This is a genomic window from Nocardia wallacei, assembly GCF_014466955.1.
Taxonomy (GTDB): domain Bacteria; phylum Actinomycetota; class Actinomycetes; order Mycobacteriales; family Mycobacteriaceae; genus Nocardia; species Nocardia wallacei.
Genome location: NZ_AP023396.1, coordinates 7,398,248 through 7,419,932 on the forward strand (window position 1 = coordinate 7,398,248; position 21,685 = coordinate 7,419,932).

Annotated in this window: 22 protein-coding genes and 1 riboswitch; of the genes, 11 read left to right on the plus strand and 11 right to left on the minus strand. The window is 68.7% G+C overall.

Annotated features, from left to right (window positions below; all coding sequences use genetic code 11):
• Positions 1–138: 138 nt before the first annotated feature.
• Positions 139–1,770, plus strand: coding sequence for a hypothetical protein (locus tag NWFMUON74_RS33290; RefSeq protein WP_187685654.1), 1,632 nt, complete (start codon positions 139–141; stop codon positions 1,768–1,770).
• Complete coding sequence (locus NWFMUON74_RS33295; RefSeq protein ID WP_187685655.1) at positions 1,767–2,534, plus strand: ESX secretion-associated protein EspG; 768 nt, start codon at positions 1,767–1,769, stop codon at positions 2,532–2,534. Before NWFMUON74_RS33290 ends, NWFMUON74_RS33295 begins: the two co-directional genes overlap by 4 nt.
• A gap of 31 nt (positions 2,535–2,565) precedes the next feature.
• Here the strand turns inward: NWFMUON74_RS33295 and fgd are convergent, their stop codons facing one another.
• The gene (fgd, locus tag NWFMUON74_RS33300; protein WP_187685656.1) at positions 2,566–3,573 is read right to left on the minus strand and encodes a glucose-6-phosphate dehydrogenase (coenzyme-F420); all 1,008 of its coding nucleotides are present in this window, start codon (positions 3,571–3,573) and stop codon (positions 2,566–2,568) included.
• Between the two features lie 272 nt (positions 3,574–3,845).
• Here fgd and NWFMUON74_RS33305 point away from each other — a divergent pair, with 272 nt between their 5' ends.
• Positions 3,846–4,613, plus strand: coding sequence for an HAD-IIA family hydrolase (locus NWFMUON74_RS33305; RefSeq protein ID WP_425300583.1), 768 nt, complete (start codon positions 3,846–3,848; stop codon positions 4,611–4,613).
• 20 nt (positions 4,614–4,633) lie between these two features.
• Here the strand turns inward: NWFMUON74_RS33305 and NWFMUON74_RS33310 are convergent, their stop codons facing one another.
• Both NWFMUON74_RS33310 and NWFMUON74_RS33315 read right to left on the minus strand, forming a co-directional pair.
• Positions 4,634–5,092: a MarR family winged helix-turn-helix transcriptional regulator gene (locus NWFMUON74_RS33310; RefSeq protein ID WP_187685658.1), complete on the minus strand. Its 459-nt coding sequence runs from the start codon at positions 5,090–5,092 to the stop codon at positions 4,634–4,636.
• A 3-nt stretch (positions 5,093–5,095) separates the two neighbouring features.
• Positions 5,096–5,743, minus strand: a complete 648-nt coding sequence (locus tag NWFMUON74_RS33315) for a DJ-1/PfpI family protein (RefSeq protein WP_187685659.1) — start codon at positions 5,741–5,743, stop codon at positions 5,096–5,098.
• 215 nt (positions 5,744–5,958) lie between these two features.
• On the opposite strand from NWFMUON74_RS33315, the gene nrdF reads away from it, so the two are divergent.
• A complete protein-coding gene (gene nrdF, locus NWFMUON74_RS33320) occupies positions 5,959–6,924 on the plus strand; it encodes a class 1b ribonucleoside-diphosphate reductase subunit beta (protein WP_187685660.1) in 966 nt (321 codons plus the stop codon).
• Here the strand turns inward: nrdF and NWFMUON74_RS33325 are convergent, their stop codons facing one another.
• From NWFMUON74_RS33325 to NWFMUON74_RS33335, 3 genes are all read right to left on the minus strand, one after another.
• Positions 6,925–8,145, minus strand: coding sequence for an O-succinylhomoserine sulfhydrylase (locus NWFMUON74_RS33325; RefSeq protein ID WP_187689572.1), 1,221 nt, complete (start codon positions 8,143–8,145; stop codon positions 6,925–6,927).
• Complete coding sequence (locus NWFMUON74_RS33330; RefSeq protein WP_187685661.1) at positions 8,142–8,564, minus strand: rhodanese-like domain-containing protein; 423 nt, start codon at positions 8,562–8,564, stop codon at positions 8,142–8,144. The genes NWFMUON74_RS33325 and NWFMUON74_RS33330 overlap by 4 nt, the downstream gene beginning before the upstream one ends.
• 17 nt (positions 8,565–8,581) lie before the next feature.
• Positions 8,582–8,701, minus strand: a riboswitch (SAM riboswitch).
• Positions 8,702–8,747: 46 nt separating this feature from the next.
• Positions 8,748–9,185, minus strand: coding sequence for an Rv0361 family membrane protein (locus NWFMUON74_RS33335; RefSeq protein WP_187685662.1), 438 nt, complete (start codon positions 9,183–9,185; stop codon positions 8,748–8,750).
• A 287-nt stretch (positions 9,186–9,472) separates the two neighbouring features.
• Here NWFMUON74_RS33335 and NWFMUON74_RS33340 point away from each other — a divergent pair, with 287 nt between their 5' ends.
• From NWFMUON74_RS33340 to NWFMUON74_RS33365, 6 genes are all read left to right on the plus strand, one after another.
• Entirely contained in the window at positions 9,473–10,861 is a 1,389-nt protein-coding gene (locus NWFMUON74_RS33340; RefSeq protein ID WP_187685663.1) for an FAD-dependent oxidoreductase, read from the plus strand.
• A gap of 63 nt (positions 10,862–10,924) precedes the next feature.
• Complete coding sequence (locus tag NWFMUON74_RS33345) at positions 10,925–11,797, plus strand: amidohydrolase family protein (protein WP_187685664.1); 873 nt, start codon at positions 10,925–10,927, stop codon at positions 11,795–11,797.
• Positions 11,798–11,924: 127 nt separating this feature from the next.
• The gene (locus NWFMUON74_RS33350; RefSeq protein ID WP_187685665.1) at positions 11,925–13,022 is read left to right on the plus strand and encodes a CaiB/BaiF CoA transferase family protein; all 1,098 of its coding nucleotides are present in this window, start codon (positions 11,925–11,927) and stop codon (positions 13,020–13,022) included.
• Positions 13,023–13,290: 268 nt separating this feature from the next.
• Positions 13,291–13,830 (plus strand): hypothetical protein, encoded by a 540-nt coding sequence (locus NWFMUON74_RS36450; protein ID WP_187685666.1) that lies wholly within the window; start codon positions 13,291–13,293, stop codon positions 13,828–13,830.
• 124 nt (positions 13,831–13,954) lie between these two features.
• Entirely contained in the window at positions 13,955–16,570 is a 2,616-nt protein-coding gene (locus NWFMUON74_RS33360) for a helix-turn-helix transcriptional regulator (RefSeq protein WP_187685667.1), read from the plus strand.
• Between the two features lie 142 nt (positions 16,571–16,712).
• Positions 16,713–17,123: a hypothetical protein gene (locus NWFMUON74_RS33365; protein ID WP_187685668.1), complete on the plus strand. Its 411-nt coding sequence runs from the start codon at positions 16,713–16,715 to the stop codon at positions 17,121–17,123.
• 128 nt (positions 17,124–17,251) lie between these two features.
• On the opposite strand, the gene NWFMUON74_RS33370 is transcribed toward NWFMUON74_RS33365, so the two are convergent.
• Genes NWFMUON74_RS33370 through NWFMUON74_RS33380 form a run of 3 tightly spaced genes read right to left on the minus strand, consistent with a single transcriptional unit; the run spans position 17,252 to position 18,348 of the window.
• Positions 17,252–17,803 (minus strand): methylated-DNA--[protein]-cysteine S-methyltransferase, encoded by a 552-nt coding sequence (locus tag NWFMUON74_RS33370; RefSeq protein WP_187685669.1) that lies wholly within the window; start codon positions 17,801–17,803, stop codon positions 17,252–17,254.
• A gap of 43 nt (positions 17,804–17,846) precedes the next feature.
• The gene (locus tag NWFMUON74_RS33375; protein WP_187685670.1) at positions 17,847–18,041 is read right to left on the minus strand and encodes a hypothetical protein; all 195 of its coding nucleotides are present in this window, start codon (positions 18,039–18,041) and stop codon (positions 17,847–17,849) included.
• Positions 18,042–18,072: 31 nt separating this feature from the next.
• The gene (locus NWFMUON74_RS33380) at positions 18,073–18,348 is read right to left on the minus strand and encodes a hypothetical protein (protein ID WP_187685671.1); all 276 of its coding nucleotides are present in this window, start codon (positions 18,346–18,348) and stop codon (positions 18,073–18,075) included.
• A gap of 62 nt (positions 18,349–18,410) precedes the next feature.
• Here NWFMUON74_RS33380 and yczR point away from each other — a divergent pair, with 62 nt between their 5' ends.
• On the plus strand, positions 18,411–19,910 hold the full coding sequence (gene yczR, locus NWFMUON74_RS33385) for a MocR-like transcription factor YczR (RefSeq protein ID WP_187685672.1): 1,500 nt from the start codon (positions 18,411–18,413) through the stop codon (positions 19,908–19,910).
• On the opposite strand, the gene NWFMUON74_RS33390 is transcribed toward yczR, so the two are convergent.
• Together NWFMUON74_RS33390 and NWFMUON74_RS33395 are read right to left on the minus strand one after the other, a co-directional pair.
• Positions 19,904–20,236: a rhodanese-like domain-containing protein gene (locus NWFMUON74_RS33390; protein ID WP_187685673.1), complete on the minus strand. Its 333-nt coding sequence runs from the start codon at positions 20,234–20,236 to the stop codon at positions 19,904–19,906. The genes yczR and NWFMUON74_RS33390 overlap by 7 nt on opposite strands.
• 86 nt (positions 20,237–20,322) lie before the next feature.
• The gene (locus NWFMUON74_RS33395; protein ID WP_187685674.1) at positions 20,323–21,612 is read right to left on the minus strand and encodes an adenylosuccinate synthase; all 1,290 of its coding nucleotides are present in this window, start codon (positions 21,610–21,612) and stop codon (positions 20,323–20,325) included.
• Positions 21,613–21,685 lie beyond the last annotated feature (73 nt).

Consider the following 21,685-nt stretch of genomic DNA (forward strand, 5'->3'; position numbering starts at 1 on the left):
TACCGATCGCCGAACTCGGCAAGATTCTGCCAGCTCGGGTGGCGGCATCGACATCGAATCCGTATGTGGCACTGTGTTAATCTCGTCTGGACGCTGTGATCAGCGAGTAGCGCACGGGATCGCTCAGGGGGGCGGCGAATGGGTTCGACGGGCGGTCCACAACCTTCGCCGGATGCAGCAGCCCCGGCACCGGCCCCCTCGAAGGATTTCCTCACCGAAATCCACGATGCGGCAATCCAAGCCAGGATCCAGCCTTTCGCGCAGAAACTGGGTGCCTCCGAGCAGCGTGTCGGCCAGATCGACAGCAAGCTGGGCGATCTGGGCGCAGGCACCGATCCCGCCTACACCAGTAGCGACGACCACTTCCAGGGTATGTCGCACGAAGCTCTGTACGAGGCGGTGAACGGTTTCGGCGGACTGGACCCGAAGGGTCTGCAAACAATGCGGCAGGCCTGGTTCGACTGCTCGAACGAACTGGAGAACCTGTCGACGTTCACGCTCATGCTCGGTATGAACAACATCTTCGGGCACGGCCTGTGGAAGGGCACCGCGGCCGACACCGCCCAGGTAGCCTCGGAGCGATATGCGCGCGTAGCCAACCAGATCGGCCAGGTCTTCGAGTCGGTCGCGATGCGCTTGGACGGTCTGGCCTGGGCCGCGGAAGCGGTGCGCACAGCGGTGCAGCCACCGCCCGACGCGGTACCGCTCACCCCCACGTCGGACAACCCCGGCCAAGCGGTACTCCCATTGTTGCCCAATCCGCAGGCCATCGATCAGGCCGAAACACAGCGGGAGAAGGCTCGCCAAGACGCCATCCGCGCACTCGAGAGCATCTATACCCCGACGTTTCCGCCGGCAGGCACGAATGTCCCTGCCTACCTTGATGTTCCGAAAGCCACCGGCGGTGACGACGGCACCTCGACGAACGCGGGCTGGAACAACGGTGGCACAGGCCCCGGCGAGGGTCGGTCGAACCCGACCTCGGCGAGTCCTGAATCACCCGAAGCGCAAGACTCGCAGCCGCCTTCGCCGTCGGCGACGAATCCCACTGGTCTGGGACTGCCCGGGGGATTGCTGCCCAATGGAGCCGGACCCGACCCCGCACCGACAACCGCGGCGGGTGTGCACGCCGCCGCAGGCGCCCCGGGCAACATCGCTCCAGCCGGTGATTTCGGCGGCCGGACGGCCGGCCCGTCGGTGTCCCAGCTCGGCAGCCCTGGAGACCAGCGGCCGGGTATGCCCGGAGTCGGAGTTCCCGGGGTACCCGGCGGCGATACCGGCGCAGGCTTGGCGCGCAGCACGGCTGGGGCCAGACCCGGCACCGTTCCTGGCTCCGTGCCGCACGGGGCGCAGGGCCGCAGAAACGACAGGGACGAGGAGGATCAGGAGCACCGCACTCCCGACTACCTCAAGCGCGTTCAACCGGACTGGACAGCAGGGCTTCCGGCACCGGCCGGGGTTATCGGCGCAGATGCCGTATCCGAAGGCGTCCCGGCCGACGACTCGTTCGCCACGCAGCCGGATCATGCAGCCGTACAGTTCTCGGATCGCGATGTTGCCCGGGCATCGGCTCCGGAACCTCCGGTTCCGCCCGTCGAAGGCGTGGAGGCCACGTCATACTCGCCGGAACCCGTTGCGCGCGACGGCGGTTCCCCAGCCGCCGAGGATGCCGACGAGCCCGTCGCCACTGACGAGACACCGCGATATATCACCATCTCGGGTACGGGCCCGATGATGGAGGATGTTTCCAGCGAGAGACCCGTCAAATGAAGACCCAGACCGCCTGGATCTTCACCCCGGACGAATTCGCGTATGTATGGTCGACGGAAACCGGCCTGGACGGTGATTATCCACATCCCATCAGCATCATCGAAACTCCTACCACTGCAACAGAATACGAGCAACTGCGCGCCGAGATCAGTACGCGCTACCCGCGCCGCGGCGATCCCGACCTCGCGGGACCGCTGCGATTGTTGACCAATCCCGACCTGCGCATCATCTGTAACGGGTGGTTTCACAACGATGACCGCCGCGTGCGCTCACAAGCCGCTGCGGTCGGTGATCTCGGGGTGATCCTCTACCAGAAGCCGGGCCGCACAGCTGATTTCGGTGGTGACATCAAACTTGTTGTCACCAGCCGACACCTGCTCGGCAGGCATATCGCTGCCACAATGCCCGCGGTACCCGCCGGCGCGCTCGGAGGGCTGGCCGGTTACACCCCACGCGTGCGCGGCGAGGAACCACCGAGTTCGTGGCTGCGCAACGATGCCGACCAGCGCCCTGTCGAGGAACGCATACGTCTCTTGCTCCGGGTGCCGCGTACGGCCCAAGGCTACCTACGCATCGACCGGTGTCTACACGACCGGCGACCGCACCCCTCCACCTACGTCAGCTGGATCGACGTCAGCGAGAACACCAGAGCAGGCGGCCGATACCTCATCGAAGTCACGGACAACGACACCATCGTGACCGCCGCGTCTGCCGAGGACATAGCCCGCGAGATACAACGCCGAACAGAGCCTGACCCGATGTGACGAATGCCCTCTGGTCGCCGGGGACGGTGGTTTACAGTGCCCGCAGGCGGGGGGCCAGGTCGCGTTGGAAGAGGTCGAGGAAGCGGCGTTGGTCGTGGCCGGGGGCGTGGAAGACCAGGTGGTTGAGGCCGGCGTCCACGTAGGGCTTGATGAGGGAGACGGCCTCGTCGGGGTCGCTGGCGACGATCCAGCGCTTGGCGATCTGTTCGATGGGGAGGGCGTCGGCGGCGGCCTCCATTTCGATCGGGTCGGTGATGGAGTGCTTCTGTTCGGCGGTCAGGGAGAGGGGGGCCCAGAAGCGGGTGTTCTCCAGTGCGAGTTCGGGATCGGTGTCGTAGGAGATCTTGATTTCGATCATGCGGTCGATGTCGTCGACCGTGCGGCCCGCCTTGGCCGCTCCTTCGGTGACCGCGGGCATCAGCTTCTCGGTGTAGAGGTCCATGCCCTTGCCCGAGGTACAGATGAAACCGTCTCCGGCGCGGCCCGCGTACTTGGCCACGAGGGGGCCGCCCGCGGCGACGTAGATCGGGATACCGCCCTTGGGCACGTCGTAGATGGAGGCGCCGACGGTGTTGTAGTACTGGCCTTCGAAGCTCACTCGGTCGCCGGTCCACAGGGCGCGCATCAGGTCGACGGACTCGCGCAGCCGCCCGAACCGCTCCTTGAACTCCGGCCACTCGCCCTTGTATCCGGTGGCGATCTCGTTGAGCGCCTCGCCGGTCCCGACGCCCAGCATGATGCGGTCGGGATACAGACAGCCCATGGTCGCGAAGGCCTGCGCGATCACGGCCGGGTTGTAGCGGAAGGTGGGAGTCAGCACCGAGGTGCCGAGCTGGATCCGCGTGGTGCGCTCGCCGACCGCGGTCATCCACGCCAGCGAGAACGGCGCGTGCCCGCCCTCGTGCCGCCACGGCTGGAAATGGTCGCTCACCGTGGCGCTGTCGAGCCCGTGCTCCTCGACCAGCACCCCGAGCTCCACCAGCTCCCGGGGGCCGAACTGTTCCGCCGACGCCTTGTACCCGAGCTTGAGTCCACTCACTGCGCCACTCCTGTTCGTCGCTTGCCTGCTGTGGGGCGGGGCCCCGTCGACCGAGTGCAGCGCGGGGCTGCCACCGACCATTCCCCGGCGCGTCTCGCGCGGCCTTCCTCGACACTAGTCAGCGGTTCCGGCACATGTGCGGACGACCGAGACGACGAGGGTTGCGAACGAGTTGCCCCACCGAGAGCCCGCAGGAAGCGCGGGTGGCGGGCCGCTGTCAGAATTGAGTGGTGACTGCCGACGATGAGCCTATTCTGTCCTACCTGACCGATATGGACGGCGTGCTGGTGCACGAGGACCATCTGGTGCCGGGCGCCGACAAGTTCCTGACGGAGCTGCAGGCGGCCGAGGTCCCGTTTCTCGTGCTGACCAACAACTCCATCCGCACCCCCCGCGATCTGCAGGCACGGCTGCGGCACACCGGCCTGGACATTCCCGCCGAGGCGATCTGGACCTCGGCCCTGGCCACCGCGACCTTCCTGGACGAGCAGCGCCCCGGCGGCACCGCCTACGTGGTCGGGGAGTCGGGCCTCACCACGGCGCTGCACGAGATCGGCTACGTCCTGACCGACAGCGACCCCGACTACGTGGTTCTCGGCGAGACCCGCACCTACTCCTTCGAGGCGATCACCACCGCCATCCGGCTGGTCGAGCGTGGCGCTCGCTTCATCGCGACGAATCCGGACGCGACCGGCCCGTCCCGCGAGGGCGTGCTGCCCGCCACGGGTTCGGTCGCCGCCCTGATCACCCGTGCCACCGGCCGCGACCCGTACTACATCGGCAAGCCCAACCCGCTGATGATGCGTTCCGCCCTGCGCCGCATCGGCGCTCACTCCCAGTCCTCGGTCATGATCGGCGACCGGATGGACACCGATGTCATCGCGGGTTTGGAGGCCGGTATGCGCACCATCCTCGTCACCTCCGGCATCTCCACCCGGGCATCTGTCGAGCACTATCCCTACCGCCCGACCGCGGTCGTGGACTCCGTCGCCGACCTGGTGGGCCGCACCTCCGACCCGTTTTCCGTAGCGGACGCCTGAACCACTCCTGTCCGCGTGCCTCACCCCGCCTCGAGGCGGTCCAGGGCCGCGGACAGGTCCGTCAGGGCGTCGGCGATCTCGGCCAGGCGAGCCGGGCCCAGTTCGGCGGCAAGGCGTTTCGCCATGTCGGCGTGCTGGGGGTTGATGCGGCGGACGGCGTTGTGGCCGGTCTCGGTGACGGCGACGAGTTTGGCGCGGCGGTGGGCGGGGTTGGGGCGGTATTCGGCGAAACCCTTGGCTACCAACAGGTCCGCGATGCGCTGCACGCTCTGGCGGGCCAGACCCATCTCGCGAGCGATTCCGGCGACCGGCAGGGGCTCGCGCAGGATGGCGCCCAGCACCTGCCACCACGCCACGGTGATACCCGCCGGGCGAGCCAATTCCTCCGCGACGGCGAGGAATTGGCCGTTCAGTTTGAACGTGGTGACCGCCGCGGTAGCGAACAGGTCCTGTTCGGTGCGGATCGTCTGCTCGGCCATCGCTCAGTGCGCCGCGGGCTCGGGCGCCGAGCGCCGCTGCTCGTACTCGGCCAGCGCGTAGAAGCCCTGCGGATCGTTGTTGCCGTAGAGGGCGTACCAGGCATCGAGCACGTGCGGCTCGTAGACACCCAGCCGCGCCAGCACGGCCCGCGCGAACTCGACGGGCCGGGTGCCGGTGGCCGTGATGAGATCGCCGGCCGTCACCGCCGGTTCGGCGACGTAGTGCGCTCCGCCCGAATATTCGCTCATGGCAAGGAAACTCGCGTCGTTGCTGGTGTGCGGGCGGTCGTCGAGCAGTCCCGCCAGCGCCAGGCCGAAGGTGGCCCCGCAGATGCCCGCCACGGGCACGCCCGCCGCCAGGAACTCCCCCGCCTTGCAGCCGAAGGCGGCCAGCTCGCCGGTGACCCACGTGTCGGCGCCCGGCAGGAGCAGCATCGCGCTGTCGGCCGGTGACAGCGCCGCCAGCGTGATGTCCGGAACCACTCGCATCCCGCCCGCCGACACGACCGGATCCGCCGTCGCGCCGACCGTCCGGACCTGCCACGTGCCAGGTTCGCGCTGCCACAGCGGCCGGTTGAGGTGGGCGGTGGCGTGTCCCACCTCCCAATCGGCGAACGTGTCGTAAACGGCCATGTGCACTGTTTTCATCATGACAGCATGCTGTCATATTTGACAGCATGCTGTCAACAGATCGCCTGGCGAACACGACACGCCCCGCCGCGCGTGTGCATGGACCGCGGATCGCGCGCAGGCTGGAAGCAAAGGGATGCGACACGGCCATTCACCGCTATTAGCCTAACCGAAATTAAATGTTAGCCTTCCCGAACTATGGTAAGCCCGCCCCACCCCGCCGATCGGAGAGCCGCATGACCACACTCGTCGACCGCGTGCACGCGATCAACTGGAACCGCCTGCCCGACCCGCAGGACGCCGCGGTCTGGGACCGGCTGACCGGGAACTTCTGGCTGCCGGAGCGGGTACCGCTGTCCAACGACCTGCACACCTGGGAACAGCTCACCGCGACCGAACAACAGCTCACCACCAGGGTTTTCACCGGCCTCACACTGCTGGACACGGCGCAGGCCACCGTGGGCGCGGTCGCCATGCTGGCCGACGCGATCACCCCGCACGAGGAGGCCGTGCTGACCAACATCGCGTTCATGGAGTCGGTGCACGCCAAGAGCTACAGCTCGATCTTCTCCACGCTGTGCTCCACCCGCCAGATCGACGCCGCCTTCGACTGGTCCGAGGCCAATCCGCACCTGCAGCGCAAGGCGCAGATCATCGTCGACTACTACCGCGGCGACGATGCGCACAAGCGCAAGGCCGCCTCGGTGATGCTGGAATCGTTCCTGTTCTACTCCGGCTTCTTCCTGCCGATGCGCTGGTCGGCACGCGGAAAGCTCACCAACACAGCCGATCTCGTCCGGCTCATCATCAGAGACGAAGCGGTGCACGGCTTCTACATCGGCTACAAGTGCCGCCGCGGCCTGGCCGAGTTGTCCGAGGCCGAACGCCGGGACCACCGCGACTACACCTACGAACTGCTACACACGCTGTACGCCAACGAGATCGAGTACGCGCACGACCTCTACGACGAGGTCGGCTGGACCGCGGACGTCCTGCCGTTCATGCGGTTCAACGCCAATCGCGCACTGGGCAATCTCGGCTACGAGCCCGCCTTCGCCCCCGAGGACTGCCGGGTCGACCCGTCGATCCTCGCCGCGCTCGATCCGGGCGCGGGCGAGAACCACGACTTCTTCTCCGGCTCCGGCAGTTCCTACGTCATCGGCAAACAGCAGCAGACCGAGGACGCCGACTGGGACTTCTGATCAGCTCAGCGCCTGTTCCAGATCGCCGAGCAGATCCTCGACGTCCTCCAGGCCGATCGAGATCCGCACCACGCCGTCGGTAATGCCCACGGCCGCACGCCCTTCCGGTCCCATCGCCCGGTGGGTGGTGGTGGCCGGATGCGTGATCAGGGTCTTGGCGTCGCCGAGGTTGTTGGAGATGTCGACGATGCGCAACCGGTTGAGCACCTCGAACGCGCGTTTCTTCGCCGCACCGTCGCCGCTGCCGGACGCGAGCTCGAAGGTGACGACGGTACCGCCCGCCGACATCTGCTCCCGCGCCAGCGCGTACTGCGGATGTGATGGCAGGAAGGGGTATTTCGTCCAGGAGACGGCGGGGTGGCGCTCCAGGAATTCCGCCACCCGCAGCGCCGACTCCGCGGACTGGCGCACCCGCAGCGGCATGGTCTCCAATCCTTTGAGCAGGGTCCAGGCGTTGAACGCGCTCAGCGCCGGGCCGGTGTGGCGCATGAGGTGCTTCACCGGACCGTCGATGTAGTCGTTCGGGCCCAGGATGGCGCCGCCGAGCACCCGGCCCTGACCGTCGATGTGCTTGGTGCCCGAATACACCACGATGTCGGCGCCCAGATCCAGGCTGCGCTGCAGCAGCGGAGTGGCGAAGACGTTGTCCAGCACCACTTTCGCGCCCGCGGCATGCGCCAGCTCGGACACCCGGCGGACATCGACGAGGGTCTGCATCGGGTTCGAGGGCGTCTCGAAGAACACCGCCTGGGTGGGCTGTGACAGCGCCGCCGCCCACTGATCGAGATCCTCCCCGTCGACGAAGACGGTCTCCACGCCCCAGCGCGGCAGGATCTCGTTGCAGACCACGAAACACGATCCGAACAGGCTGCGCGCGGCCACCAGCCGATCACCCTCGCCCAGCAGCGCCGCGAGCGCGGTGAATACGGCCGACATGCCACTGGCGGTGGCGAAGCACGCCTCGGCGCCCTCGATCAGGCGCATCCGCTCCTCGAACATGGCGACCGTCGGGTTGCCGTAGCGCGAGTACACGAAATGTTCGACGTCGCCGGTGAACGCGGCCTCGGCCGCCTCGGCGCTCTCGTACACGAAACCGGAGGACAGATACAGCGCCTCGGCGGTCTCCTCGAACCCGGATCGCCGCAGCCCGCCGCGCACGCCCAGGGTCGCCGGACCCACGCCCTCGGGCAGCGGCTTGTCGAACGCGCCGCCGGTGATCACGACTGCCGCCACGGGAGTCCGTGGGCGCGCCAGCCGGCGCCGCCGCGATGCCCCTGCGGATCCAGCGGGCCCTCGAAGCCCTCGAGCACGTTGTAGGACGGCGCGAAACCGGCCGCCGTCGCCGCGGTCGCGGCACCGATGGAGCGCTGCCCGGACCGGCAGAGGAAGATCACCGGGGCGTCGCCGTCCGGATTCCGCTCGGCCAGTACCTGCTTCAGCTGATCGACGAACTGCGCGTTGGGCGCGCCCGTCCCGTCGACCCATTCGATCAGTGCCGTCGGCCGATCGATCGAGCTGGTGTCCGGCACCCCGACGAACCGCCACTCGGCCTCGGTCCGCACGTCGACCAGAACCGCATCGGGATTGTCGCGCAACAGGTCCCACGCCTGCTTCGGGGTGATGTCGCCCGCATAACTCACTTCTCGCACCTCCTGAGAATCCGCACTTGCCGCACCGCGAGGACACCGATGCGTGGCCAGGTCGTCACCCGGAGCACCCCACCGCGGAGGAGGGTTGCCGACCAGCGAGCCGGGGCTTGGCGCTGGCGCTCATGACCTGGAATTGAGAGTGCCCGGTCACGAGGTCGCCTGTCAAACCTCCGCTCATGGGCGGTCGCAGACCAGCCAGGCGCCGTCGGCACGGGTCAAAGTCCAGGTCGAGGTCGTTTCGCGGCCGTCGATGCGGCTGGTCACCGCGGCCCGCGCGTGGTCGCCGTCGACGACGGTGTCGGTGACCTTCACGATCTCGACGTCCTTGCCGACCGCCTCCGGCCCCAGCGGCGAGCGAGCGGCGTCGAAGTCGCGGCAGGCGGTGGTGGCGCGGCGGTCGGCGTTCGAATCCGCCTGCGCGGTGGCGAAATTCCGCGCGGCGATCGCGACCCGGTCCGCGTCTGTGAGATTCTTCTCAGCCGGCCGGGCCAGCGCGAGCGCGACGATGCCCGCCAGCACCAGCACCGCCACCACCGCGGCCGCGATGAACGGAACCGGTGACTTGATGCTGTCGCGCTGGTCGATGGGGGTCGGCTCGTCGGCGTCGGTCATGCGTCGATCATCCATGGTGAGCCGGAGTGCCAGGGATCACATCGGCATTTCCCGGCGGATCCCGGGAATAACGATCACGGCGAGCACCGATAGACTCAACAGAATGCCCGGCCCAGGCCGGGTCCGAACCACATCTCGGACAGCAACGAAGCAGCATCGAGCGGATGTCGGATCGGCGGGGTGCAGCCCGGCCCGCACGTCAACTTAGCCTAAGCTAAGAAAAGACGGCTGAACAACACGGCTGAGTACATGACGACAGAGTTCTCTACCAGAGGGTGCGCGTAAGAATGACGGAATACAGTGCGACCAACCCACTGCGCATTGCGATCGTGGGCGCCGGACCGGCCGGAATCTACGCCGCCGACGCCCTGATGAAGTCCGATGCCGAGGTGAGCATCGACCTCTACGAGCGGATGCCCGCACCGTTCGGGCTCATTCGCTACGGAGTCGCTCCCGACCATCCCCGCATCAAGGGCATCGTCACCGCACTGCACAAGGTCCTCGACAAGCCGCAGGTGCGTCTGCTCGGCAACATCGACTACGGCACCGACATCACGCTGTCGGACATGCGGCGGTTCTACGACGCGGTGATCTTCTCCACCGGCGCCAACGCCGACCGCGCGCTGCCCGTGCCCGGCATCGACCTGGACGGCTCCTACGGCGCCGCCGACTTCGTCTCCTGGTACGACGGCCACCCCGACGTGCCGCGTTCCTGGCCGCTGGACGCCGAGAAGGTGGCCGTGCTCGGCGTCGGCAACGTCGCGCTCGACGTGGCCCGCGTGCTCGCCAAGACCGGCGACGAACTGCTGCCGACCGAGATCCCGCCGAACGTCTACGAGGGCCTCAAGCACAACAAGGCGATCGAGGTGCACGTGTTCGGCCGCCGCGGTCCCGCGCAGGCCAAGTTCACCCCGCTGGAACTGCGCGAGCTGGACCACTCGCCGACCATCGAGGTCATCGTCGACCCCGAGGACATCGACTACGACGAGGGCTCCGAGGCCGCGCGCCGTCACTCCAAGCAGGTCGACATGGTCTGCAACACCTTGGAGCAGTGGGCGATCCGCGATGTGGGCAACCGTCCGCACAAGCTGTTCCTGCACTTCTTCGAGTCTCCGCACGAGATCCTCGGCGAGGACGGCAAGGTCGTCGGGTTGCGCACCGAGCGCACCCAGCTCGACGGCACCGGCAACGTCAAGGGCACCGGCGACTACAACGAGTGGGACGTGCAAGCGGTGTATCGGGCCGTCGGCTACCTGTCGCAGAACATCCCGCAGCTCCCCTTCGACGAGCAGGCCGGCACCGTCCCGAACGAGGCGGGCCGCGTGCTCGCCGACGACAGCGCCGACGACCCGGCGCGGCGATTCGTGCCCGCCACCTACGTCACCGGCTGGATCAAGCGCGGCCCGGTCGGCCTGATCGGCCACACCAAGGGCGACGCGAACGAGACCATCGCCTGCCTGCTCGACGACGCCGCGAAGTTCACCCCCGCCGCCGAGCGCGACCCGGAAGCGGTGACGACGTGGCTGGAAGACAAGGGCATCCCGTTCACCACCTGGGCGGGCTGGTACCGGCTGGATGCGCACGAACGGTCCCTCGGCGAGCCGCAGGGCCGCGAGCGCGTCAAGGTGGTCGAGCGGCACGAGATGCTCGCCGCCAGCGAACCGCACAAAGCCTGAGGCAAACGCACGGCCGTTACCACGGCTTACGCATTCGTCACCGTTGTGAGGCATGCTGATCACGTGTTCGATGCCCATGTCCACCTCATCGATCCGCGGTTCCCGCTGAGCGAGAACGAGGGCTACCTGCCGCGGCCCTACACCATCGGTGACTATCGAAAGCGCATGTCGCGCTTCGACATCGACGGTGGCGCCGTGGTCAGCGCGTCGTTCCAGGGCACCGACACCGGCTTCATGCGGGCCGCGCTGGCCGAACTCGGGCCGAACTGGGTGGGGGTGCTGAACCCGGATCCCGACGCCTCCGACGCGGAGATCGCCGAACTGGACCGGGCGGGCGTGCGCGCGCTGCGGTTCAACCTCAAGCGGGCGGCCGGTGACATCGTGACGCTGACGATGGCGGCGTTGCGGGCGCACGACATCGCCGGGTGGCACGTCGAGCTGTACATCGACGGGTCGATGCTGGGATCGCTGGAGCCGGTGATCTCCAAGCTGCCGGCGCTGTCGATCGACCACATGGGCATGTCCGACGACTGCCTGCCCTACCTGCTCAACCTGGTGGATCGCGGCGCTCGGGTGAAGGCGTCCGGATTCGGCCGGGTGTCGATGAACGTGGTGTCGGCGATGCGGCGGATCCACACGGTCAATCCCGATGCGCTGATGTTCGGCTCGGATCTGCCCGGCACCCGCGCGGGGCGGCCGTTCCGGGATTCGGATATCGAGCTGATCGCCGATGCCGTCGGCACCGACATGTACAAGGTGCTCGAGGACAACGCCCGCGCGTTCTACCGCCTGCCGGTGAAGGTGCGCGCCGCGCACGAAGACCCCGTGCCCACCTTGCCGATTCGGAGCGGGGAGCCGCCGACGCTGCGGCTGGACCGGCGTGACCTGCCGAAACCCGCGCCCGCCGATACGGTGCCGCTGCCGGTGATCGAGTAGCTGGTCTCCGGGCCGCGCGGAAATCCGTCAGGGGAGCCCTGCCGCCGCGGTCGTCGCCGTTATTGTCATACTGACAATACCGGGCTGTGCTCCGGTAGAACGGGATCGACGAGGAACCGAGGTAGGCGTGACCACTCCATCCGCAGCCACGAAGCAGGGCCCGCTGGCGGGCATCCGAGTTGTCGAACTGGCCGGTATCGGCCCCGGTCCGCACGCGGCGCTGCTGCTCGCGGACCTGGGCGCCGATGTGGTGCGGGTGCAGCGGCCGGGCATGCTGCCGGGGTTCATGGAGCGCCCGCAGTGGCGTGGTCGCACCATCGTCGAGGCCAATCTGAAAGACGCCGCGGACATCGAGAAGGTGCTCGGCCTGATCGACAAGGCCGACGTGCTCATCGAGGGCTTCCGGCCCGGCGTCACCGAGCGCATGGGCCTGGGTCCAGACGCTGCCCTGGAACGCAATCCGCGCCTGGTCTACGGCCGCATGACCGGCTGGGGCCAGCACGGCCCGCTCGCCGACCGCGCCGGCCACGACATCAACTACATCTCGCTGACCGGCGTGCTCAACGCCATCGGCCGCAAGGGTGAGCGGCCGGTGCCACCGCTGAACATGGTCGGCGACTTCGGCGGCGGGTCGATGTTCCTGGTGTTCGGCATCCTCGCGGCACTGGTGGAGCGGCAGAGCTCGGGCAAGGGGCAGGTCATCGATGCCGCGATGGTCGACGGCGCGCTCGCGCTGTCGCACATGATCTGGGGCATGCGCGGAGTGGGCCTGTGGTCCGACGAGCGCGGCACCAACCTGCTCGACACCGGCATGGCCTTCTACGACACCTATGAGACCTCCGATGGCAAGTACATGGCGGTGGGCTGCATCGAGCCGCAGTTCTACGCCGAGTTCCTGAAGGGCCTCGAGATCGACCCCGAGGGGCTGCCCGCGCAGATCGACCCGAACGGCCAGGATCAGCTGCGCAAGCTGTTCACCGAGAAGTTCAAGACGAAGACCCGCGACGAATGGGCGGCGGTCTTCCACGGCACCGACGCCTGCGTCACCCCGGTCCTCACGCTCACCGAGGCGACGGCGAACGAGCACATCGCCGCCCGCGAATCGCTGGTGGAGATCGACGGCGTCGTGCAGCACTCCCCCGCCCCGCGCTTCTCCCGCACGCCGGGCGGCATTCCCACGCCGCCGCCGTCGGAGGCCACGCCGATCGAGCGCGTCTGGACATAGCCGACCGATCTTCCAGTTCCTCTGCGGCCGAGGGACTTCGGGCCGCTCGCCTGCGGGAACGTTCCCGGCCCCGCTACGCTGGGAGAGTCGCCGATCCAGAGGGGAGCCGCGAATGGTCGATCCGTATCCGGCCGGACGGCCGGGACCGCCCTCACATCCCTTCCACCCGGTGCCGCCGCAGATGCCTTGGGCGCCGCCCCCGCCGACTCGTCCGGCAGCCCCCCGGACGAGTCGGCGATCCGTTGCCGCCGGGCTGGCACTTGTCGCGTTGGCCCTGACAGTCGTCGCGGACATCGCAGAGCCGTTCGTGGTGTCGGATCGTCACTGGCCCTACGATTCCGCGCTTTACCTGATAGCCCCCTGCGCACTGGCTGTCGCGGCCCTGATGGCCGTGACGGGTACGGTCATGCTGCTGGCGAACAACCGGCCGTCACTGACAGCGCGAATACTCGCGGGGCTCGGCACCGGCGGATTGCTCCTGCATGCCGTCATCCTGTTGGTCAGCGGATCGCGTGGGTGGTCACCCGACGGGGGGCTCGAGGAAATTATCGAGGGCGGCCGATGGCTCATCGCCCTGGCGTTCCTGACGACTGTGGCTGCCGTTGTCGCACTACTGCTACCAGTCACCTCGGCGTCGCTGCGGCCGACGAACCCACCGCCCGGTGCGCCGCCGTGGCCGCAGGGCGGACCGGGAACACAACCCTTCCCCGGAACCGCGCAATTCCCGCCGCCGAACACCCTGCCGCCCGACGCCGCAGGCTCACCACCGATCCCGTCGAGCTGGTCAGCAGACGGCATGGTCGACTGACCAATTGCGAATCTGTCGTCGACCGGCCCGTTGATAGCAGGTGAACATTCGCCCTGGATCTGGCGTGGTCTGTTCGGTCTCGGTTCGCTCCGCCGATGATCACTGAGGCACTAAAGTAATTCGCATGGCTCGGAATTGGCCGATGATCGAACGCGGGAACGAACTCGAGTCGATCCGCGCGGCACTCACCGGCAGCGAATTCGTCGGTGCCGTGCTGACCGGTGACGCCGGCGTCGGGAAGACGACGCTGGCGCGCCAGGCGACGGCCGCGGTGGGCGGGAACATCAGATGGGTGGCGGGGACCGAGTCCGCCCGCAGCATTCCGCTCGGCGTGTTCGCCCACATGGTCGGCGTCTACACCGCGCACGACCCGGTGACATTCATGGCGGCGGCGCGCGAGGCGCTGCTGGCCGACGGGCACACCATCATCGGCGTGGACGACGCCCACCTGCTGGACCAGTTGTCGGCGACGCTGCTGCTGCAGCTGGCCATCGACAAGGCGGCCCGCATCGTGTGCACCGTGCGCAGCGGAGTCCAGGTGCCCGACGCGGTGACCTCGCTGTGGAAAGACGGTCATCTGCTGCGAATCGACCTGTCCCCCTTCACCGAACGGCAGAGCGTCGAACTGGTCGAGTCGATGCTGGGCGGGCAGCTGGAGGGCTTCACCGCCAACCTGATGTGGGAGTCGTCGGGCGGAAATGCCCTGTTCCTCAGGCATTTGGTGGAAGGCGCGCTCGAGGTCGGCACGCTGAAGCAGGTCAACGGCGTGTGGCAGCTGCGCGGGCGGGCGGCGGTCACCTCGGAATTGGCCGCGCTGCTGGAGGATCGGGTCGAGCAGCTGCCCGAGGACGTGCTGCGGGTGCTGGAGCTGCTCACCTTCTGCGAGCCGATCGACTTGGACGTGCTCGCCGAGCTGGCCGGTGAGGAAGCCGTCGAGGCGGCCGAAACCCGTGGGCTGGTAAGGATTGTCGAGAACTCGCATCAGCTGCTGGTGCGGTACAACCATCCGCTGTTCGGTGAGGTGATCCGGCGGCGGCTGGGCATCGCGTCGGCGCGGCGGCTGCGCGGCCGGTTGTACTCGTCGCTGCGCGAGCGGCCGATCAAGTCCGCCTCCGACCGTATCCGGCTCGCCGAATTGGCTTTGGACAGCGACAAATCCGCGGATCTGGAGCTGTTCGAGGCGGCGGCCGCGGACGCCATCGGACTGGCCAACATCCCCCTCGGCGAGCGGTTCGCCCGCGCGGCCGTGGAGCGGCGCGGCGGGGTCGAGTCCGCCGACCTGCTCGCCCGCGCGCTGCTCTACCAGGGGCACCGCATCGAGGCCGAACGCACCCTGGCCAGCTTCGACCCGGACCAGCTGAACGAACTGCAACTGGTGCGGTGGGGCAGCACCCGGGTGTCCAACCTGCTGTGGTCGATGGGCGACGCCGACCGCGCCGACGAGGTGCTGGCGCTGGTGCGCGGCAAGGTCGCCCACCCGAAGCTGGCGCTGACGTTGCGCGGGCTGTCGTCGGCGTGCGCGGTCAACGAGAACCGTTTGGAGGACGCGTTCGTCGACGCCGACACGGTGATGTCGGATGCCGAGTCGCCACCGTGGGCGGTGTGGTGGGCGTCGTTCGGCGGGGGCCTGGCGCTGGCACTGATGGGTCGCGGCGAGGCCGCCCGCAAGTACGCGGCCCGCGGGCACGAGGTCGAATCGCATATCGACGGCCTCAACCGGTTCATGTCCACGCACGCCGAGGTGCTGGCGCTGACCTTCACCGGCGATCTGGATGCCGCCCAGCGGTGCGCCTCGTCGCACATCGGGTACTCGGCGCCCGGTCAGTACCTGGCCTGGGGATTGTCGAAGATCTTGCAGGGCACCGTCGATGTCGCCCGGGGACGGTTCCCCGACGGGGTCGAGAATCTGGAGCAGGCGCTGGCGGCGCTGACCGCCGAGGGCGCCGCGGCGTGGATGTTCCCCGCGAGAGTTCGTCTGGCGGAAGCGTATTCGGCGCTCGGGCGGGCCGCCGAGGCCAAGGAGGTCATCACCGAGGCCGATCGCCGCGGCGGGCGGCACTCGGCGGTGTACGGGCCGCAACTCGACATCGCCCGCGCCTGGCAGGCCGCCGCCGAGGGCACGGTAACCCCTGCCGTCCGGCTGGCCATCGCGGCCGCCGACGCCGCCGCCCGCTCCAACCAGCACGCCATCGAGGCCATGGCGCTGCACACCGCGGCCCGGTTCGGCGACCACAGTGTGGCCGGGCGGCTGGCCGATATCGCGGCTCGCATCGACGGGCGGCTGGTCCAGGCGCAGTCGCGGCACGCGGTCGCGGTGGCATCCAACGACGGCCCCGGATTGGACGCCGCCGCAGCGGAATTCGAGGCGATCGGGTCGCTGCTGTCCGCGGCGGACGCGGCGGCGCAGGCGGCCTCGGCGCACGAACGATCCGGCGACCGCCGTCGCCTGCTGGAGTCGGCGGCGACCGCGAACCGGTTGGCGGCGGCGTGCGGTGGGGCCGGCACCCCGGCGCTGCGCCAGTCCGCCCAGCCGTTGCCGCTCACCGCCCGCGAACGCGAGATCGCCAACCTGGTCGCGGCCGGTCTGTCCAACCGCCAGATCGCCGACCGCCTCACCGTCTCCGTCCGCACCGTCGAGGGCCACCTCTACCGCGCCTGCATCAAACTCGACGTCACCGACCGCGAGGCTCTGGCCGACCTCATGCGCGGCGAACCGCCCACCGGCAGACAACGCGGCTGAGACCGCGCATGCCCGCGACCGCTCGACACTCGAGGTTTGGCACGGCGGATCGGTGGGCATGAGCCGTTGCGCCCGCTACGATCTGGGCGGGCGGCAGAGGTCGCCGCTCGCAGCAGCGGATCGGTAAGGGTGGTGCATCGACGTGGTACGTCGTAACCGCAAGGTGAAGGCGGCAATTCGGGTCGGACTGGCGGCGGTGCCGGTGGCCGTCGCGCTGGCCTGCGCGGGCGTGCCCACCGCCGTGGCGGGACCGGTGCAGCCGGGCGTGACGACGCCGAAGGAGCCCGCCGAGCAGAGCACCGACGAGCCGGCCGACTTCCGTTCGGCCGCACCGCAGAACACCGCCCCCGCACCCCGAACCAAGCCACGCCCGGAGAAGAAGCCGGACCAGTCCCCGGCCCCCGAGCCTCCCGCCCCCCGCAGCGTCCGAATCGGCGAATTCAGCGCCCCGGTCCCCGACGCCGTCCCCAGCGAACTCGTCGACGGCGTCAACCGCACCACCGAGGGCATCCAAAACGCCCTCATCCCAGGCACTCCCCAACCCGCGAAGTAGTCCGCAGCGCGCGGCGCGAAGTAGTCCGCAGCGCGCGGCACATCTCCCAAGCACTCAACCCGCGAAGTAGTCGGCAGGGCGCGGCACACCCAGCTACTCGCGCTGTCCATCTCCCCGGGGCGGGCGGGTCAGAAGAGCATGGGTTCGCCGAAGCCGGGGGTGCGTTCTATTTCGAGTAGGCGTTGTTTGGTGGTGAGGCCGCCGGGGGCGGAGAAACCGTGCAGGGCGTGGTCGGCGGCCAGGACTCGGTGGCAGGGGACGATGAGGGGGATGGGGTTGCGGCCCAGGGCTTGTCCGACGGCCTGGGCGGCGCCGGGGGCGCCGATTCGTTCGGCGACCTGGCCGTAGCTCAGGGTGCGGCCGGGGTCGATGGCGCGGGTGATGTCGTAGACCGAGCGATGGAATTCCGGGCTTCCGGTCTGGTCCAACGGGATCCAGCGCAGATCGTCGAGCGTGCCGCGCAGGTGGGCGCGGACACCGGCGACCGCCTCGGCCATCGGGCCCGTGGGCTCCTCCTCTCGCACGCCGGAACCGCGGCCCAGCAGCCGGGATCGTGTCGCGGCGGCGGTGGCCTCGGGGAGCAGGAACCGCACCACACCGATATCGGTCCAAGCGATCGCGCAGGTGCCGATCACGGTATCGAAGAGCGCCCCGGCAACGGCCCGGTCCGAACGCAGCATGTGCCCAGTGTGCACCGCGGCACCGACAGCCCGAACCAGTGGCTCAGAACTGGACCTCTCGGCGCTCGGCGAACTGTCGCCGTTCGTCGCCGTACTCCATGGACCAGTCGGCCATCGGCGCGTGCGGCCGATACCGCTCGAACAGTTCGGCAACGCGCTCGGCGCGCCTGGGCGCGTACCGATACACCGCCACCGCGAAGATCACGACGATAGCCAGTGAAGCGAGGAAGGACAGCATACGACCCAGCGTGCGCCGGACTGGTCCGGGATCAAATATCCACTCGCTGGATACTGGCTCCATTTCCGCGGCGATCAGAGAGCCGCCGGGAGACCGGCACCGGACGGCACCGCCCACGCAGTCCAGTGCGATCCACTGGACCTCCAGCACAGGGCTCGGCGTGCGCCGCGCCCCAATCGGTGAGCGAATGCCGAGCCCGCAGCGCCGCCTGCCGGAAGCCTTCGCGCTCACCCGGCCGCGGCGCGTAATCGCGCAACGCCGCGACCAGCACCACGACAACGATTCCGATCAGCAGAAGTGCGGTCATGGCCTCCACCGTGCACCGTGCTGGACTTGAAATACATAGCCAATATCGCAATACTGGCCTGCATGGCACTCCGTGTGATCAGCGCGGCCACCCTGACCCGCGATCTGGGCCGTTGGCGGCACGAGAATTCCGAGCCCGGTTCCACCGCCCGGCGCACCTCTCGCCCCGCGTATCTCGCACTGGCGGAGAGCATTCGGCTGCTGATCCACGACGGCCGCGCACCCTTGGGCGTCGCCCTGCCCAGCGAGCGCGACCTGGCCACCGCCCTCGGCGTCAGCCGCACCACCGTCACCTCGGCGTACGCGCTGCTGCGGGAGAACGGCTACCTGATCAGCCGCCAGGGTTCGCGGAGCACGGTCGCGCTGCCCGCCGGTGTCACCCACGACGGCACCAAGCCGGCACGCAGCATTCTCGCGATGATGTCCCCGGACGAGCTGCCCGCCATCGACCTGACCTATGCGGCGATGTCCGCGCCGCCGGAGATGAGCGAGGCGTATTCCGCGGCGCTGCAAGGGCTTCCGATCTACCTCGGCACGCACGGCATGGATCCGGTCGGCGTGCTGCCGCTGCGCGAGGCGATCGCGCGCCGCTACACCGAGCGCGGCCTGCCCACCGACCCGGACCAGATCCTGGTCACCCTCGGTGCGCAGCACGGCCTGCGGCTGCTGCTGAACGTGCTCACCGCGCCGGCCGAGCGGGTGCTCATCGACCATCCCACCTATCCCAATGCGATCGAGGCGATCCGGGACGTCGGCGCCCGGCCGGTGCCGGTGCCACTGCGCCCGGAGCGTCCGGGCGCGGCCTGGGATCTCGACGGAATCCGCAGTGCCGCACGGCAAACCGCGGCCAGCACCGCCTATCTGGTGCCCGATTTCAACAACCCGACCGGGCTGCTGATGAACGCCGAGAGCCGGGCCGAACTGGCTGCCATCGCCCGCGAGACCCGCATGACGGTGATCGTCGACGAGTCCATGGTGGACCAGCAGCTGGAGGGTGAGAACCCGCCGCCCGCAGCGGCTTTCGCGCGCGGGCCGGAGATGGTCACGATCGGTTCGGCGTCGAAGTCGTTCTGGGGCGGCCTGCGCGTGGGCTGGGTGCGCGCCAATCAGACGCTGATCACGAAGCTGCTCGGCACCCGTTCGACGGTCGACCTCGGTACGCCGGTGATGGACCAGCTGGCCACCGTGTACCTGCTCGAGCACGCCGAGACCATCCTGGCCCGCCGCCGCGACCAGCTGCGCAGCCGCCGCGAGACGCTGCTGTCCACACTGGGCGAGGAGTTGCCCGAGTGGCGTGCGGTGCCCGGTGTCGGTGGCATGTCGCTGTGGGTCCAGTTGCCCGCCCCAGTCTCGACGGCACTCGCCGCCACCGCGCCCAATCACGGCGTATTGCTCGCGGCCGGACCACGTTTCGGCGTCCAGGGCGCCTTCGAGCGCTTCCTGCGCCTGCCCTTCACCCGAGAGGAGTCGGATCTACGCCTGGGCGTGAAGGCCGTCGCCGCCGCCTACGCCGCCCTCACCCCGCACGCCGCCGACCCGCTGGCCCCGCTGACCTGCTACTGACTCGTCAGCTCGCCTCCGGCGGCGCGCCAGTCGACCAGCCCGCCGGACATGTTCTTGGCCTCGAAGCCGTACTCGATGAGCAGGTTCGCCGCGCCGTAGGACCGCAGGCCGCCGGTACAGAACGTGATCAGCAGCCGATCCTCCGGCAGGTCCGCGCATCCCGCGGCCAGCTGTTCCAGGGGTAGGTGGAGCGCGCCGGGAATGTGGGTGCGGTTCCATTCGAATTGCCTGCGCACGTCCACGATCAACGCTCCACCTCGGACGGCATCGATCGCCTCCGCGGCCGAGACGGACGGTGCGCGATACAGGTAGTGCCGGATGCCCACGGATCTGTCCTCACTTCGTCGGTCGACCTTCAGCCTAGCTGAAGGCTGACTGCGAAGGCGTTGTGAGCCTTGTCCCTTCCGCTGAATCAGCCCAGAACGTCGTGCCGGACGATGGTCTCGTCGCGGCCGGGGCCGACGCCGATGCAGGAGATGCGGCTGCCGGACAGCTCCTCCAGGCGCAGCACGTAGGCCTGGGCGTTGGCCGGCAGGTCGGCGAAGGTGCGAGCGCCGGAGATGTCCTCCCACCAGCCGGGCATCTCCTCGTAGATCGGCCGGGCGTGGTGGAACTCGGTCTGTGTGGTGGGCATCTGCTCGACCCGCTCGCCGTCGATCTCGTAGGCGACGCAGATCGGCACCCGCTCCAGGCTGGACAGTACGTCCAGTTTGGTGAGGAAGTAGTCGGTGATGCCGTTGACGCGGGTGGCGTAGCGGGCGATCACCGCGTCGAACCAGCCGGTGCGCCGCGCGCGGCCCGTGGTCACGCCGACCTCGCCGCCGGTCTTGGCCAGGTATTCGCCGGACTGGTCGAACAGCTCGGTCGGGAACGGGCCGGAGCCGACGCGGGTGGTGTAGGCCTTGAGAATGCCGAGCACCGTCCCGATCCGGTTGGGGCCGATACCGGAACCCACCGCCGCACCGCCGGCCGTCGGGTTGGAGGAGGTGACATATGGATAAGTGCCGTGGTCGACATCGAGCAGGGTGCCCTGCGAGCCCTCGAGCAGCACGGTCTCGCCACCCTCGAGCGCCTGGTTGAGCAGCAGCCGGGTATCGCTGATGCGGTGCTTGAACCCCTCCGCCTGGGTGAGCACCTCGTCGACCACCTGCTGCGGGTCGAGCGCGCGGCGGTTGTAGATCTTGACCAGCACCTGGTTCTTGAACTCCAGCGCCGCCTCGACCTTCTGCGTGAGGATCTTCTCGTCCAGCAGATCGGCGACGCGCACGCCCACCCGCGCCACCTTGTCCTGGTAGCAGGGTCCGATGCCGCGCCCCGTGGTGCCGATCTTCTTGTTGCCGAGGAAGCGCTCGGTCACCTTATCGATGGCCACGTGATACGGCATGATCAGATGCGCGTCGGCCGACAACAGCAGCCGCGAGGTGTCGACACCGCGGTCCTCCAGCCCCGCGAGTTCCTCCAGCAGCACGCCCGGATCGACGACCACCCCGTTGCCGATCACATTGGTCACCCCCGGGCTGAGAATCCCCGACGGGATGAGATGCAGCGCGAAGTTGTCCCCGTTGGGCAGCACCACGGTATGACCGGCATTGTTGCCACCCTGATAGCGCACCACCCATTGGACTCGACCGCCGAGCAAGTCGGTAGCTTTGCCCTTACCCTCGTCGCCCCATTGGGCGCCGATCAGGACGATTGCCGGCATGTGGAGTCTCCTACGGTTAGACGCGCAGCGTCCACGACGCTGCAGCTACCTGCCGTTTCCGAGGCGGTGGCCG

Coding starts and splice junctions, on each gene's coding strand:
- NWFMUON74_RS33370 (WP_187685669.1), bottom strand. CDS start 17,803: ATGCTGCGTTCGGACCGGGCCGTTGCCGGGGCGCTCTTCGATACCGTG.
- NWFMUON74_RS33335 (WP_187685662.1), bottom strand. CDS start 9,185: ATGACCGACGCCGACGAGCCGACCCCCATCGACCAGCGCGACAGCATC.
- yczR (WP_187685672.1), top strand. CDS start 18,411: ATGGCACTCCGTGTGATCAGCGCGGCCACCCTGACCCGCGATCTGGGC.
- NWFMUON74_RS33360 (WP_187685667.1), top strand. CDS start 13,955: ATGGCTCGGAATTGGCCGATGATCGAACGCGGGAACGAACTCGAGTCG.
- NWFMUON74_RS33295 (WP_187685655.1), top strand. CDS start 1,767: ATGAAGACCCAGACCGCCTGGATCTTCACCCCGGACGAATTCGCGTAT.
- NWFMUON74_RS33290 (WP_187685654.1), top strand. CDS start 139: ATGGGTTCGACGGGCGGTCCACAACCTTCGCCGGATGCAGCAGCCCCG.
- NWFMUON74_RS33305 (WP_425300583.1), top strand. CDS start 3,846: ATGGACGGCGTGCTGGTGCACGAGGACCATCTGGTGCCGGGCGCCGAC.
- nrdF (WP_187685660.1), top strand. CDS start 5,959: ATGACCACACTCGTCGACCGCGTGCACGCGATCAACTGGAACCGCCTG.
- NWFMUON74_RS33310 (WP_187685658.1), bottom strand. CDS start 5,092: ATGGCCGAGCAGACGATCCGCACCGAACAGGACCTGTTCGCTACCGCG.
- NWFMUON74_RS33395 (WP_187685674.1), bottom strand. CDS start 21,612: ATGCCGGCAATCGTCCTGATCGGCGCCCAATGGGGCGACGAGGGTAAG.
- NWFMUON74_RS33315 (WP_187685659.1), bottom strand. CDS start 5,743: ATGATGAAAACAGTGCACATGGCCGTTTACGACACGTTCGCCGATTGG.
- NWFMUON74_RS33340 (WP_187685663.1), top strand. CDS start 9,473: ATGACGGAATACAGTGCGACCAACCCACTGCGCATTGCGATCGTGGGC.
- NWFMUON74_RS33380 (WP_187685671.1), bottom strand. CDS start 18,348: ATGACCGCACTTCTGCTGATCGGAATCGTTGTCGTGGTGCTGGTCGCG.
- NWFMUON74_RS33375 (WP_187685670.1), bottom strand. CDS start 18,041: ATGCTGTCCTTCCTCGCTTCACTGGCTATCGTCGTGATCTTCGCGGTG.